The organism is Iamia sp. (genome assembly GCF_035575815.1).
Lineage (GTDB): Bacteria > Actinomycetota > Acidimicrobiia > Acidimicrobiales > Iamiaceae > Iamia.
Genome location: NZ_DATLXO010000060.1, coordinates 1 through 13,313, shown reverse-complemented (window position 1 = coordinate 13,313; position 13,313 = coordinate 1). Strand labels below are relative to the sequence as shown.

Sequence of the window (13,313 nt, the reverse complement as noted above, 5' to 3'; positions counted from 1 at the left end):
GTCCGGAACCCAACCCGACGTGACCCACGATGGGGTGGCGCACCGATGAGCGAGCGCCGCGAGCGGACCAGACAGCACGGGCCCGAGCCGGCGGCGGGACGGGTTCCCCTCGCCCTGGTGCCGGCAGCCGTGTTGGCGGTCGCGTTCCTGGTCCTCCCGCTGTTCGGCCTGCTGCAGCGGGCGCCGTGGACCGACCTCGGGCCGGTGCTGCGTGCGCCGGCGGTGAGCGACGCCCTGCGCCTCTCGCTGTTCACCGCGCTGGCCAGCACTGCGCTCTGCGTGGTGCTCGGCCTGCCCCTGGCGTGGGTGCTGGCCCGGGCGCCGTTCCCCGGGCGACGGGTGGTGCGGGCCCTCGTCACCCTCCCGATGGTGCTGCCCCCCGTCGTCGGCGGCGCGGCCCTGCTCTTCGCCCTGGGCCGCCGCAGCCCCGTCGGCGGCTGGCTCGACGACGCGTTCGGCCTCACGCTGCCGTTCTCGACCACCGGGGTCGTCATCGCTCAGACCTTCGTGGCCTTGCCCTTCCTCGTGATCACCGTGGAGGGCGGCCTGCGGGCCGGCGACCGTGGCCTGGAGGAGGCGGCGGCCTCCCTCGGTGCCGGGCGCTGGACGGTGCTGCGGCGGGTGACGGTGCCCCAGGTGGCGCCATCGCTGCTGGCCGGGGCGGTGTTGGCCTGGGCCCGGGCCCTCGGCGAGTTCGGCGCCACCATCACCTTCGCCGGCAGCCTCCAGGGCCGCACCCAGACCATGCCCCTCGCCGTCTACCAGGCGCTCCAACGCGACCAGGGCGCCGCCATCGTCCTCAGCCTGGTGCTGGTCGTGGTGTCGCTCGGCGTGCTCGTCGCCTTGCGCGACCGCTGGGCCCCGGCCGGGTGAGGCCGCTGCGGGCCGAGGCCGTCGTGCGGGCCGGCACCTTCACCCTCGACGTCTCCCTCTCGGTGGCGCCGGGCGAGGTCGTGGGCCTGCTCGGGCCCAACGGTGCCGGCAAGTCGACCCTGCTGCGGGCCGTCGCCGGGCTCACCGCAGTCGACAACGGCCGCATCGCGCTGGGCGACGAGGCCCTCGACGACCCCGCGGCGGGCACCCGGGTCGCGCCCGAGCGGCGTCCGGTGGGCATGGTGTTCCAGGACCTGCGGCTGTTCCCCCACCTCTCGGCGCGCGACAACGTGGCCTTCGGAGCCCGGTCGAGGGGGATGCGCCGGGCCGAGGCCGACGCCCGGGCCGATGCGTGGCTGAACCGGGTCGGCCTGTCCGCGCAGTCGGGTTCGAAGCCACCTCAGCTCTCGGGGGGCCAGGCTCAACGGGTGGCGCTGGCCCGGGCGCTGGCGACCGACCCCGAGGTGCTGCTGCTCGACGAGCCCCTCTCGGCCCTCGACGCCACCACCCGGGCCGAGGTGCGTCGCGACCTGCGCACCCACCTGGCCGCCTTCGTCGGGCCGGTGCTGATCGTCACCCACGACGCCGTGGACGCCCTGACCCTCGCCCACCGGTTGGTGGTGCTCGACGGTGGACGCGTGATCCAGGAGGGGACGCCGGCCGAGATCGCCCGGCGCCCACGCTCGCGCTGGGTGGCCGATCTGGTGGGGCTGACGCTGCTGGCCGGCCGGGTCGAGGTCGGCGGGAGCGTCCGGCTCGACGACGGTGGCGCCGTCGTGGCCACCGCCCTCGGTCCGATCGGGCCCGAGGTGCCGGCCGCCGGCGACGACGTCTACGTGGCCATCCGACCGAGATCGGTCGCCCTGCACCGGCGCCGCCCCGAGGGCAGCCCCCGCAACGTGTGGCCGGCCACCGTCGAGGGGGTCGAGGCCGCGGCCGACCGGGTCCGGGTCGCGACGGTGGGCGCGGTGCCCGTCACCGCCGAGATCACCCCCGGCGCCCTGGCCGATCTGGCCCTCGCCCCCGGCGACGCGGTGTGGGTGGCGGTCAAGGCCACCGAGGTCGACGTCTACCAGCGCTGAACGCCCCGTCAGAGCCAGCCGACCCGGCGGAAGTAGGTGATGAGAAAGGCCGACACGGCGAGCATCAGGCCCAGCGCCAGCGGGTAGCCGACCCGCCAGTCGAGCTCGGGCATCCGGGTGAAGTTCATGCCCCACACCCCGGCCAGCAACGTCGGCGCCGCGATCACCGCGGCCCAGGCCGAGATCCGGCGCATGTCCTCGTTCTGCTGCACGCCCTGCTGGGCCAGGTTGGCGTTGAGGGCGTCGGTCAACAGCTCGCGAGCAACCTCCACCCGCCCCATCACGCGGTGGGCGTGGTCGGCGACGTCGCGGAAGTAGTCGCTCAGCTCGCGGGGCACGACGTGGGCGTCGGGCTCACACAGGTCGTCGAGCACGTCGCCCACGGGCACCACGTTGCGCCGCAGCTCCAGCACCTGGCGCTTCAGGTGGTACACGCGAGGGCCCTGGTTGGTCCGGTCGGTGCTGAACACCGCCTCCTCGGCCTCGTCGATGTCGGTCTCGAGCTCGGAGACCACCGGGGCGTAGTCATCGACCACGGCATCGGCGATGCCGTAGAGCACCGCCATGGGACCGTGGCGCAACAGGTCGGGGTTGCCCTCGAGCCGGTGGCGCACGCGGCCCAGGCTCGTCGCCGTGCCGTGGCGCACGGTGACAACGAAGCCGTCACCCAGGACGACCTGGAGCTCGCCGATCTCGACCGCGTCGGGCTGGTGGTAGGCCGCGGTCTTGAACACGAAGAGGGTGGCCTCCTCATAGGTGTCCCACTTGGCCCGCTGGTGAGCCTTCTGCACGTCCTCGCGAAGCAGCTCGTGCAGCCCGCACTCGCCGCTGACCTCGTCGATCTCAGCCTCCGTCGGGTCGTGGAGCCCGATCCACGTGAAGGACGTGTCCCCGCAGCCCTCGGTGGCGCCGGCGATCGTGGCCGGACGATCGACCCGGGCCCCGTCGCGGTACACCGCGCAGTCGACCATCATCGGTGCAGTCTGCCCCGGCCACCGGGTGCAGGGCCCGGATCCCCTGCGGGCGCGTCGTCGCCGTGACCACCTGACCGGCAAGACAGGCGCAGCGGCGGGGGCGCCGGTACGGTCGCGATCGACCCCCAGCCGTGCCCCGCAGGAGCTCCGCCCATGACCGACGACCCCACCCTGCTCGTGAAGGAGCGCCTGACCCGGCTGCTCGACGAGGGCGACGCCTCGGACCCGATCGCGTTCCGAGGCCTGCAGTACGACCTCGGCCTGGCCTGGGTGCACTTCCCCGAGGGATGGGGTGGGCTCGGCCTGGCCCCGAACCACCAGGGCGTCGTCGATGCCGGACTGCGCGACACCGGCGCCCCCGGGCACCGCACCGAGCACTTCTTCGGCCTCACCATGGCCGGGCCCACCGTCGTCACCCACGGCTCCGACGAGCTGCGCCGGCGCCTGCTGCGACCGATGTTCACCGGTGAGGATGCCTGGTGCCAGCTCTTCAGCGAGCCCGGCGCCGGGTCCGACCTCGCCGGCCTGTCGTGCCGGGCCGTCCGCGACGGCGACGAGTGGGTCATGACCGGCCAGAAGGTGTGGAACACCCTCGCCCACATCGCCAGCCGCGGCATGCTCGTCGCCCGTACCGACGCCGACGCTCCGAAGCACAAGGGCCTCACCTACTTCGCCCTCGACATGCACGCCCCGGGCGTCGAGGTGCGACCGCTGCGCCAGATCACCGGCGAGGCCGAGTTCAACGAGGTATACCTGACCGAGGTGCGGGTGCCCGACGCCGATCGCATCGGCGACGTGGGCGAGGGCTGGCGGGTGTCGATGACCACGCTCTCCAACGAGCGCACCACCATCGGCGGCGGCGTGGGCCCTCCCGGGCGGGGTACCGGCGCCATCGCCGAGGCGGTGCGGATCTGGGACGAGGAAGTCGTCACCCAGACCCCGGCGGCCAAGGACCGTCTGGTTCAGCTGTGGATCCAGGCCGAGGCGCTGCGCCTCACCAACATCCGGGCCGCCCAGAACCGCAAGATCGGCAATCCCGGCCCCGAGGGATCGATCGCCAAGCTGATGTTCGCCCAGGTCAACATGGACATCTACGAGCTCTGCGTCGACCTGCTCGGCCCTGGCGCCCTCGTGGACTACGACTACTCGATGCGCCGGGCCGACCAGCTCGGTCTCACCGGGCCCCCTGGGTCGTCGCGCAAGATGTTCCTGCGGGCCCGGGCGAACTCCATCGAGGGCGGCACGTCGGAGATCCAGCGCAACATCATCGGCGAGCGCGTCCTCGGCCTGCCCGGCGAGCCCCGCACCGACAAGGCCGTCCCCTGGAAAGACGTCCCCCGCAGCTGAGGACCGACGCTCACGGCGAGGGATCGATGGGTTCGTTGCAAGGATCCCGCCACCGCAGACCGGTGGCGTAGCGCTCGTGGCCCGGAGACTCTGGCCGGTGGGCATAGACGAGGACGTTGACATCAACGCAGAGCATCGAGCGATTCCCCGGCGTCCATCCGGTCCCGCAGAGCGGCGTTGTCCCCGAGATCGACGCCGGGCAGAACTCCGCTCCCGCCGTAGACGGGGAGGGGTTCGATCGCAGCCGCCTCTGCGGCCTCGCCGGGGCGGGCGCGCAGGGCATCCTCGATGATCTGGCCGACCGTCCGCCCGTCTCGCGCCGCCTGCACCTTGACCTCCCGGTAGAGGTCGTCGTCCAGCGTGATCGTCGTGCGCACGACCACGCACCTTATCATCCGAAGAGATCGTCTTGATGCGATTCCCGCTCGTGTCGCCGGCGCGGGCAAGGTAGGTCGAGGACCAGCCCGGCGACGGTCGAGTGCGGGGACGACGGCGGTGGGTTCACGACGTACACACCCTCCCAGACCTCGTCGAAACGATCGACCCCGTTGCGGCGCCGCTCATCGATGAGGGCGTCGACGGCCGGTGCGGCGGAGCGGAAGAGCACCGACGACATGGGCTTGAGCGTATCCCGTACCGGGAGAGCGCCGGCCTCTACGTGTCAGGGTGTGATGCCGTTCAACTAAGAGGAGCAGCGGATGGATTCGATCATCCCGGAGGACATGCAGTGGCACTACGACGAGTGGCATCTCTCACCCCTGGTCGTCCACGACGGCCTGGGGTTCATCTCGGGAGTGACAGCAACGCGGCCCGACGGTTCGTGCGCGGAGGACGTGACCACAGAGATCACTGAGGCCTTCGACAAGCTGGGCCACGTCCTCGAGGCGGGAGGAATGAGCTACGGCGACATCATCGAGATGACGACGTTCCACATCGGGATGCGAAGTCACCTCGACGTGTTTCGCACGGTCAAGGACCGGTACCTGGTCGAGCCGTGGCCCGCCTGGTCAGCGATCGGAACGACCGAACTCGCCACGCCCGGACCGCGCGTCGAGCTACGGGTGATCTGCCAGCGTCCGTCGCAGTAGCAGAACTCGATCATGAGGCGTCTCGGAGTGGGCCGTAAGGGATTCGAACCCCCGACCCCCTGCGCGTCATGCAGGCAGAGGCCATGACGGTGCGTGGCTTCGCGTCCCATCCTGTGCCTCTGAGCAGGACTTTCGCGAGATCGCTCTCCAGTCCCGTACCCCCGCGTGACGTCGCTTCCTCTGCAGTCCGTGAGCACTTTGTGAGCACTTCGTGAGCATCGTTGCGCCCCGCCCGGGGGCTTCGGGGGGCGACCGTCGCACGCCGGTGCCATCGACCGCCTTCAGCGGTCCTCGTGCACGATGAGCCGATTGTGCGCCAGCTCCACGAAGCGCACCTCATCGAGCGCGCCGACGATGTCAGCGAGGTGCAGATCGAAGAGGCGGACGAGGTGGTGGTTGTCGGTGTTCCCGGTCGCAACGATCAGAAGGCGTCGAGGACGCCCCCGGAGGAGGTGGCCGTCGCGGAAGTCGCGATCCTTGGTGATGACGACCCGGTCCTCGCCATCAGCCCGGCGGGCGATCTCCTCATCGGTCGTCCGGTTGCCGGCCGGGAGATCCGAGCTGTGCACGGCGTCGTGTCCGGCATCGGTGAGGTGACGGGCGAGACGGGCGGGAAGCTGGGCGTCGACCAAGAACCTCACGCTGCGCCGAGGGGCACAACCCGGCGCATCCCCGAGGCAAGAGCACCGAACTCGAGGGCGGCGAGCAGGTCGGCGCGTTCCAGGTCAGGGTGGTCCTCGATGACTTCATCGATCGTCATGCCCGAAGCCAGCAGCTCGAGCAGGTTCTCCACCGGGTACCGAAGCCCACGGACCGTCGGCTGCCCGTGGCAGACCGACGGGTCAGAGGTGATCCGGTCCAGGTTCGACATCCCGGGGAACCCTACCCAGCAGGGCCATCCGTTCGCCGTCCGTTGCCCGGCGAGCAGTGGTGTCCGACCCCCGGCCGTCCGGCCGTCCGGCCGTCCGGCCGTCCGGCTCAGGCGAGATCGCCGACGACCGCTTCCGAATCCAGGACTCCTGACCTGTCCGGATAGTTGTTGGAAGGTTCAGCGGTCCTTGACGGCGTAGACGAGGGTGAGGTTGGTGCCGGGGTAGGTGGTGTGGGTGGCGGTGAGGTCGGCGCAGAGCCCGGTGAGAGCGCGGGTGCGGCGGGGGGCGGAGAGCGGGTTGATGGTGACGTGAAGCTTGTCGCCGACGATCTGGAGGTCGGCGGGGCTGGCGAAGATCTCGCGGAGGAGGCTGCGGGCTTCGTCGTCGGCACGGGGGTAGTGGGGGGCGAGAAGCCGGGCGAGCGCGGTCTCGGCGTTGTAGGTGGCCATGCGGATGGCGTCGTGGATGCGTTTGCGTTCGGGGTCGAGCCGGGCGGCGTCGGGGTGGCTATCAGCGAGGGGTGCGCGGGCGGGGATGGCCCGGGCGACCGCCGCGAGGCGGTCGATCTCGGTGCGGGCGTCGGTGAACGCGTCGGCGATCTCTTTGGCGCCGGCGGTGCTGCGCCCGCCGGCGAGCGTGGCCCGTCCTTCTTGAGCTTCGGCGGCCGTGAGCTGGGCACGGGCTTCTCGTAGTCGGCGGTCGGCGGTCTTGCGGGCCGGGTTGGGGACGAGCCGGGCCGGGTCGTCGCGGGTGGTGGTGTAGGCGTCGAGGCCGTCGAGGGCGTAGTGGGCGCGCATGTAGCGGAAGAAGTTCTCCTGACGCCAGCGGCTGAACATGGCGTAGGCGAGCGGTGCGGGGTCGGTGTCGGTGCGGGTGGTGAGTACTTGGGTCTGATGGCCGCTGGTGGGGTCGAGGCGGGTGATCTGGCGGCAGGCGAAGCGCCGGGCGCGGCCCTTGTCGTTGTAGGCAATGCGCACGGCCCGGTCGGCCAACCAGTAGTCCTGGTGCCGTCCGCGGTCATCGAAGTAGCGGTGCAGGGTGAACGCCGAGCGCGCTTCGGGCCGAAACGGTGCCTTGCGGTAGGTGAGGATCTCGAAGCCGGCCGCGGTCATTTCGGCGAAGAGCTTGGGGCTCCACCCGCCCCGGTCGAACGCGATGGTGGGCCGGCGGTCCGCTCCCACCAGGGCACGGACCTCGGTGGCGACGCGGCGCAGCTCACCGACAAGCGACGCCCCTGGCGGCGCGTTCCACACCAGCAGCCCGTCGCCGTTGACATCGGCCACCCAGGTGTCGATCTCGGCGGGCATCGACAGGCGGATGCGCGCCACGTGCGCTTTGGGGACATCGGCGGCGCCGTGGTAGGCGCGGACGTGGCCGTCCACGTAGAGCACACCCATGGCCTCGTCGTGGGTGTCGGCGTGGCGGCGGGCCAGGCCGGCGAGGAGCCGGTCGGCTCTGTGCTCGCGGGCGAGGCGGCCGAGGCGCCGGCGGATCGTCTTGACCTCCGGCGCCCGGTCCAAGCCGAGCAGCCGGCCCACATCGATGGGGTCGAGGCGGGTGAGGCCCTCGGCGCGGGGCTCGCCCAACAAGGCGGTGAACACCATGGTCAGCACCAGCGAGCGCAGCCCGTAGAACGCGGCCCGGGCCCGACCGTAGGTGGCCTCGGCCACCTCGACCAGACCGGTGGCAACCAGGGCAGGCAGGATCACCAACGACCCGGCCAAGGGAAGCGAACCGCCCTCGCAGATCACCGGTGCCGCCTCGGCCAGCTCGCCCCGGCGGGCCGCTTCGCGCTCTTCGGTGCGGGCCTCGGGCCGGGCCAGGGGCTCCAGCTCTGCGGGCTCGGCGCTCGGCCCAGCCGCTGTGTCGGTCACGGGCCGAGGCCCCAGCGCCCGCAGCACACTGTCGGGAGACACACCAACACGTGCGGCGATGCCCCGCATCGACAGGCCCTCCGCCCGGGCCGAGCGGATCTCGGTCACCTTGGCATCGGTCAGCTTCGAGGCCCGCTTCGGGCCCTTGGCCCGCGGGACCAGACCCGCCACCCCCTCGGCCTGCCACGCCTGACGCCAGCGCCACAACGTCACCGAACCCACCCCGAAGCCCGCCGCCACCTCTGCGTGCCCCGCCGAGCGGGTCTCGACCAGTTGCACCGCGGCCAGCCGGCGGCCCACCACATCGGCGGTGTCCCAACACGACACGACCATCCCCCACACGAACACCACGCAACGGTCCGACTCCTCGCACAACGACACACCCGGCGCCACCGCCACCGCCTCAGCCGGCGTCATGTCCAACGGCGGGCCCTTCCGCAGTGTCCCCACGGCCGACATCTCAGCACCCCATCCACGATGTGTTCACCATTCCATCTATTATCGGACATCGCAGACCGCGAGAGGTGGATGGTCCCTTCCCCACCAGGGACTTCAGCGCCCTATGTCAGGAGTCCTGGAGTCTCGGGGTGGACCAGCTCATCGAGCGCCTCGAGCAGACCGGGCTGCTTGTCGATAGCCGCCTTGTCACCACCGCCGGGAGCCCGTTGCCGATCAGAGGGTTCGACACCGGCTTCGACCTCGCCATGAGCCTTGATCACCGTGTTCCGGCTCATCCCCGACGCGCTCGCCACCGCGGTCTTCCCGCCCCGACCCAGCATCTCTGACGCCGCCCCAGCTACCACCCGACGCTGCACCTCATTCATATGCGGCAGGACCACCCCAAAGAACCGCGCGAGCCCCGCAGGGGTGACCTCCATCCCGCCACAATACTACGCCGCGGACTATCTTGGCGTGGACCCTTACCCCGCCTGTGGATAACTCCGACCCGGTGGAGAGCTGGCCCCGTCGGGGGGGAGGACCCCCCGAACCCCCACCCGATCTTTGTCACAACGGAAGAACCCAAGGGCGCTCGGAACCAACCCCAGGACCCTTGCGAAGCTCGCTCAGGAAGCCCAAGAGCGCACCGAACGCATCGAGGGGGTCCGACGCCGGGGATACCGAATCGCCCGGCTCACCGAGACGCCGATGTACGAGACCGTCGAGGCGTACCGAGACTCTCTTGTCGACGAAGCTCGCCGAAACATGCGCGAACTCGATCCCGAGCTACTTGAAGCCGAACTCGACGGCTACGCCTCCGGCCTCGCTAGCCGCCGGGCGATGATTCGCCCATGAGTAACCCGAACCCCACCAGCTGCCTCGCGCCCTCCGGCCGCGTGCGGCGCGTGCCCTACCGCACGAACTTCGGCGAAGTCCACCGAGGCCCACTGCCTCGTAGTGGTCGCGGGGACCGCGTCGTACTACGACATCGTGGCGGACGGCGACCGGAACGCCGCGGCCTGGTATTATCCCGAGCCCACGGAATCGGCCGCGGCCATCGCCGGCCACGTCGCCTTCTGGCGCGGTGTGACCGTGGAAGCGGTACGGGACCTCGCAAACCCGAGGAGGCAACATGGAGCACGGAGATGAAGGCAAGGCTGGCGGAACCATGTACCGGCTGAGCGGCCGGCCGGGCCGAACGTTCGATCCCGCGCAGAGCGCGCTGCTGGTGATCGACCCGGTCAACGACTTCCTGTCGGAAGGCGGCGCCGGGTGGGAGCTGACGAAGGGCACGGTAGAGAAGCACGACGTCGTCGGGCACCTCCGTCAGCTCATCGACGGCGTGCGGGCACGGGGGATCCCGGTGCTCTACGGGCCGATGGCCTACACGTCGGAGGACTACGCCGATCAGGAGCTTCATCGGCGCACGGGCATCAACCGGATCATGTTCGAGCTCGAGATGTTCCTCGCCGGGAGCTGGGGCGCTGACTTCCACCCGGAGCTCCAGCCCGGGCCCGATGAGGTGGTGCTGCACCCGCACAAGGGCACCGACGTCTTCGAGACCGACCTGCGTGAGCACCTGGAGCGCCTCGGCGTCACCCAGCTGATCATCGCCGGGATGACCGCCAACCTCTGCGTGGAGTCGACCGGCCGCCATGCCGCCGAGCACGGCTACGACGTCACATTCGTGCGCGATGCGATCGGCGCCGAGAACCTGCCGGCCTACGAAGCATCCATCCGGGTGAACTTCCCGCTGATCGGCAACGCCGTGCTCGACACCGAGGACGTGCTCACGGCGATCGGTCTGGAGCGACTTCCGGGGGTCGGCGACGACGTCTACGCCTCCGACCAGATGAAGATCGGGAGCATCGAGGAGGTCGCTGACGGCGCGGGAGGAGCCGGGTACATCCTCGTCGGGCGTGGCATCTTCAACCGCGCGACCTACATCCCGCTGGACGCGGTGGTGAAGGTGGCGGAGGGCAAGGCGTTCATCAACCTCCCGAAGCTCGTCATCGGCAAGATGCCGTGGGACGAGCCGCCGACGACGGAAGCGCAGCGTGCCAAGGAGGGTCCGGCGTCGGCGGCGGTGGAGCAGCTCTACGGCTCCTTCGGCCCCACCAGCGGCTGAGGCCCTGGAGGACGGGAAAGGCGACGGAGAGGGGTCATGGGGCTGACGGTAGGCGGTGACCCGTTCGGTCCGTCGCGGACGGGCCGCTTCGACTTCCCGGCTCCTGCGGAGGTCGTCTACACCGGCCCCTCGGGGGCCGAGTTCGAGGCGTCGTCGCCGGGCGAGTGATGATCGACACCGAGGAAGCGCATCTCGTCTGGAGGACAGGATCGCTGCCGACCTACGCCTTCCCGGGGGCCGACGTCGCGCTCGACTCGGAGGACGAGCGTGCACTCGCTGGGTTCGTACGGGTCCCGTGGGACCGGGTGGATGCCTGGTACGAGGAGGAGGAGCGTGTCTTCGTCCACCCGCGTGACCCGTTCCACCGGGTCGACACCTTCCTCACGTCGCGGCGGGTCCGGGTGGAGGGGCTCGACGGCGCGCGCGTCGCGCGAGCCGAGGCCAACTTGGTGAACACGTCCTGGTACCCGGTGGCCGTCCCCCAGGAGTCGACGGTAGGTGAGGTCGCCGGTCGCGTGGAACAACGTGATCATCTACGCAACCTCGTCGGGCACGACGAGGGTATGCACCTCACACGGCACCTCGAACGCGTAGCCCCCATCGACCGCGGTCCAGTCATGCTCGAGGTAGTGCCAGCGACCGCTCAGGACCAGGGCGTGAACGGGCCCGGCGTGACGATGACGGGAGAGGACGCCCGATCGGCGCACGCGTGCCGAACGGTCGTGCGTCGCCATCGCCATCGCCAGCGACGCCCCCTGGACTCAACGGTTTCCTCTGACTCCCTGCTCTGCCAGTTATCGGGAGTATCCACCATCACGCCGCCGGCTCTCTTTATGCTCACGCTCTGTGACAGAAGCGCAGGTCGATGTCCCGGTGGTTGGTGCCACCCGAGGCGTTCTCGTGGCTCCTGCGCCCCCTGAGGGCGACCTTGCGGCCGCTTCGGAGCTCATGTCCTCGATGGCCGAAAACACGGTCCGGGCGTACGCGAGGGACTGGCGGGCCTGGCTCGCCTACGCCACCACCCACGGGCTCCCGGAGATGCCGGCCGAGCCGGCGCACGTGTGCGCGTTCCTCGCCGCCCACGGCCGCGACCGCAAAGCCACCACGACCCAGCGCGCCGCCATGGCGATCGGCAAAGCCCACCGCCTCGCCGGACTCCCGAACCCGATCGACCACGAACACGTGCGCCGCACCCTCGCCGGGCTCCGCCGCACGAAAGGCGTAGCGCCGCGCAACGCAACACCGCTCGTCACCGACGACGTCGAGCGACTCATCGCTGCCTGCCCGGACGATCTGCGCGGCGCTCGGGATCGCGCGCTGCTGCTCGTCGGCTACGTCGGAGCGTTCCGTCGCGGCGAACTCGCCGCGCTCGACGTGGAGGACCTCGAGTCACGCCCCGAAGGTCTCGTCGTGCGCATCCGCCGCTCCAAGGTCGACCAAGAAGGCCGCGGCCGGCTCAAGACCTTGCCCTATGCGGATGAGCGCCCGCACCTGTGCCCCGTGCGGGCCGTGCGCGCCTGGCAGCTCGCCGCCGACCTACGCACCGGGTCGCTCTGGCGCCCTGTCAGCCGAGCGGGAGCACTCGCCGAGCGTCGGCTCACAGTGGATGCGATCGCCGACACGATCAAGCGTCACGCGACGGCCGCCGGACTCGACGTCGAACGGATCTCTCCGCACTCGCTACGCGCTGGACACGTCACCGAAGCCAAGCGCAACGACGCGCCCGACCTCGCCGTGATGAGCCAGACCCATCACGCACGAGCCGAGTCGATCATCGGCTACGTGCGCGAAGGCGACCCGTTCCGCCACACGTCAGCGAAGTATCTCGGTCTCTAGAACGGTTCTTCGTAACACTCGCCATCCCTCGTCGTCTCGGTGAGACTCAACGCCCCCCGCGCGCGCGACGCGCGCGCCGTCAGCGCACCCCAAACGGCCCCGCCGTCGCCTGTTCCACTCCGACAGCCCTCCCGACACCACCAGATGAGGTTTGCTCCAACCCAGCACCCATCGTTGTAAGTTGCTCAACGTCAGACCTACATGATTGGTGGATCGTGGCCGCCGAGGTACTACGCAGCGACGTACAGTCACGCCAATGGCGTCAGCAGTTGGGTCCGTGCCTGACCCAGAGCGGGGTGAGCGTACTGCTGGGGATCTCGCCGCAGGCCGTAGCGAAGCGGGCTGCGTCCGGGAGCCTGTTGCGGCTCACCAACGCCGATGGCCGCCCCGCCTATCCGGTCGGGCAGTTCCAGGGCAACCGGGTCCTCGACGGGCTCCCCAAGGTCCTCGAAGTGCTCTCGGCCGTCGATGACGAGCTCACCATCGCATCGTGGTTGACGGTCCCAAAGCCGGGCCTCGACGGTCGTAGCCCCCTCGCATCTCTTCACGACGGCGACGTCGACCAGGTGATCGAAGCTGCCGACGACTACGCAGCCCGTTCGGCGTGACCCCTCGGGCTGCCTCCACCGCCTCCGAGCTAGCACCCCTCGGTCGCCCAGCGGCCCCGCACCCCTTCGCCACCGTCCTCGGGAGGCCGTTCCGTCGCATCGGGACCGGAGGGTTGTTCCGGGAGACTTGCGGATGGGTCTTACAGTCGGACCATAGGAGGATCTCCAGTTGGAGCCAAGCGGCCGCCTCGAG

General features: G+C 70.5%; 16 protein-coding genes and 2 pseudogenes. 10 read left to right on the top strand and 8 right to left on the bottom strand.

From position 1 onward, the window contains the following. Window positions 1-45: 45 nt before the first annotated feature. Together VNL12_RS06050 and VNL12_RS06045 are read left to right on the top strand one after the other, a co-directional pair. Window positions 46-873 carry an ABC transporter permease gene (locus VNL12_RS06050; RefSeq protein WP_325592532.1) on the top strand — a complete coding sequence of 276 codons (828 nt, stop codon included), beginning with the start codon at window positions 46-48 and terminating at the stop codon, window positions 871-873. Next, entirely contained in the window at window positions 870-1,955 is a 1,086-nt protein-coding gene (locus VNL12_RS06045) for an ABC transporter ATP-binding protein (RefSeq protein WP_325592530.1), read from the top strand. The genes VNL12_RS06050 and VNL12_RS06045 overlap by 4 nt, the downstream gene beginning before the upstream one ends. A gap of 8 nt (window positions 1,956-1,963) precedes the next feature. Here VNL12_RS06045 and corA read toward each other — a convergent pair whose 3' ends face one another. Continuing rightward, window positions 1,964-2,929, bottom strand: a complete 966-nt coding sequence (corA, locus tag VNL12_RS06040; RefSeq protein ID WP_325592528.1) for a magnesium/cobalt transporter CorA — start codon at window positions 2,927-2,929, stop codon at window positions 1,964-1,966. 153 nt (window positions 2,930-3,082) lie between these two features. On the opposite strand from corA, the gene VNL12_RS06035 reads away from it, so the two are divergent. Then, entirely contained in the window at window positions 3,083-4,276 is a 1,194-nt protein-coding gene (locus tag VNL12_RS06035) for an acyl-CoA dehydrogenase family protein (protein ID WP_325592526.1), read from the top strand. Between the two features lie 122 nt (window positions 4,277-4,398). Here VNL12_RS06035 and VNL12_RS06030 read toward each other — a convergent pair whose 3' ends face one another. After that, entirely contained in the window at window positions 4,399-4,653 is a 255-nt protein-coding gene (locus VNL12_RS06030) for a ribbon-helix-helix protein, CopG family (protein WP_325592524.1), read from the bottom strand. 14 nt (window positions 4,654-4,667) lie between these two features. After that, window positions 4,668-4,892: a hypothetical protein gene (locus tag VNL12_RS06025; protein WP_325592522.1), complete on the bottom strand. Its 225-nt coding sequence runs from the start codon at window positions 4,890-4,892 to the stop codon at window positions 4,668-4,670. Window positions 4,893-4,974: 82 nt separating this feature from the next. Between VNL12_RS06025 and VNL12_RS06020 the strand changes: the two genes are divergently transcribed. Further along, complete coding sequence (locus tag VNL12_RS06020) at window positions 4,975-5,364, top strand: RidA family protein (RefSeq protein ID WP_325592520.1); 390 nt, start codon at window positions 4,975-4,977, stop codon at window positions 5,362-5,364. Between the two features lie 281 nt (window positions 5,365-5,645). Here the strand turns inward: VNL12_RS06020 and VNL12_RS06015 are convergent, their stop codons facing one another. From VNL12_RS06015 to VNL12_RS06000, 4 genes are all read right to left on the bottom strand, one after another. After that, the gene (locus VNL12_RS06015) at window positions 5,646-6,005 is read right to left on the bottom strand and encodes a DUF5615 family PIN-like protein (RefSeq protein ID WP_325592518.1); all 360 of its coding nucleotides are present in this window, start codon (window positions 6,003-6,005) and stop codon (window positions 5,646-5,648) included. Then, a complete protein-coding gene (locus tag VNL12_RS06010; protein ID WP_325592516.1) occupies window positions 6,002-6,235 on the bottom strand; it encodes a DUF433 domain-containing protein in 234 nt (77 codons plus the stop codon). Before VNL12_RS06010 ends, VNL12_RS06015 begins: the two co-directional genes overlap by 4 nt. Before the next feature lie 177 nt (window positions 6,236-6,412). Then, window positions 6,413-8,560 (bottom strand): putative transposase, encoded by a 2,148-nt coding sequence (locus VNL12_RS06005; RefSeq protein ID WP_325592514.1) that lies wholly within the window; start codon window positions 8,558-8,560, stop codon window positions 6,413-6,415. A gap of 110 nt (window positions 8,561-8,670) precedes the next feature. Further along, entirely contained in the window at window positions 8,671-8,988 is a 318-nt protein-coding gene (locus tag VNL12_RS06000; RefSeq protein ID WP_325592512.1) for a hypothetical protein, read from the bottom strand. Between the two features lie 268 nt (window positions 8,989-9,256). Between VNL12_RS06000 and VNL12_RS05995 the strand changes: the two genes are divergently transcribed. The 4 genes and pseudogenes from VNL12_RS05995 to VNL12_RS05985 all read left to right on the top strand — a co-directional run bounded on the left by VNL12_RS05995 (window position 9,257) and on the right by VNL12_RS05985 (window position 10,844). Further along, complete coding sequence (locus VNL12_RS05995; protein WP_325592510.1) at window positions 9,257-9,403, top strand: hypothetical protein; 147 nt, start codon at window positions 9,257-9,259, stop codon at window positions 9,401-9,403. 72 nt (window positions 9,404-9,475) lie between these two features. Beyond that, window positions 9,476-9,697, top strand: a pseudogene (locus VNL12_RS20825) (DUF427 domain-containing protein); the annotation flags it as partial. After that, window positions 9,681-10,676, top strand: a complete 996-nt coding sequence (locus tag VNL12_RS05990; protein WP_325592508.1) for a cysteine hydrolase — start codon at window positions 9,681-9,683, stop codon at window positions 10,674-10,676. The pseudogene VNL12_RS20825 and the gene VNL12_RS05990, both read left to right, overlap by 17 nt. Before the next feature lie 36 nt (window positions 10,677-10,712). Continuing rightward, on the top strand, window positions 10,713-10,844 hold the full coding sequence (locus VNL12_RS05985; protein ID WP_325592506.1) for a hypothetical protein: 132 nt from the start codon (window positions 10,713-10,715) through the stop codon (window positions 10,842-10,844). A 262-nt stretch (window positions 10,845-11,106) separates the two neighbouring features. Here the strand turns inward: VNL12_RS05985 and VNL12_RS20820 are convergent. Further along, window positions 11,107-11,386: pseudogene (locus VNL12_RS20820) on the bottom strand (2,4'-dihydroxyacetophenone dioxygenase family protein); the annotation flags it as partial. Window positions 11,387-11,624: 238 nt separating this feature from the next. Here VNL12_RS20820 and VNL12_RS05975 point away from each other — a divergent pair. Together VNL12_RS05975 and VNL12_RS05970 are read left to right on the top strand one after the other, a co-directional pair. After that, window positions 11,625-12,512 carry a site-specific integrase gene (locus VNL12_RS05975; protein ID WP_325592502.1) on the top strand — a complete coding sequence of 296 codons (888 nt, stop codon included), beginning with the start codon at window positions 11,625-11,627 and terminating at the stop codon, window positions 12,510-12,512. Window positions 12,513-12,727: 215 nt separating this feature from the next. After that, complete coding sequence (locus tag VNL12_RS05970; protein WP_325592500.1) at window positions 12,728-13,120, top strand: hypothetical protein; 393 nt, start codon at window positions 12,728-12,730, stop codon at window positions 13,118-13,120. The last annotated feature ends 193 nt before the right edge of the window (window positions 13,121-13,313 follow it).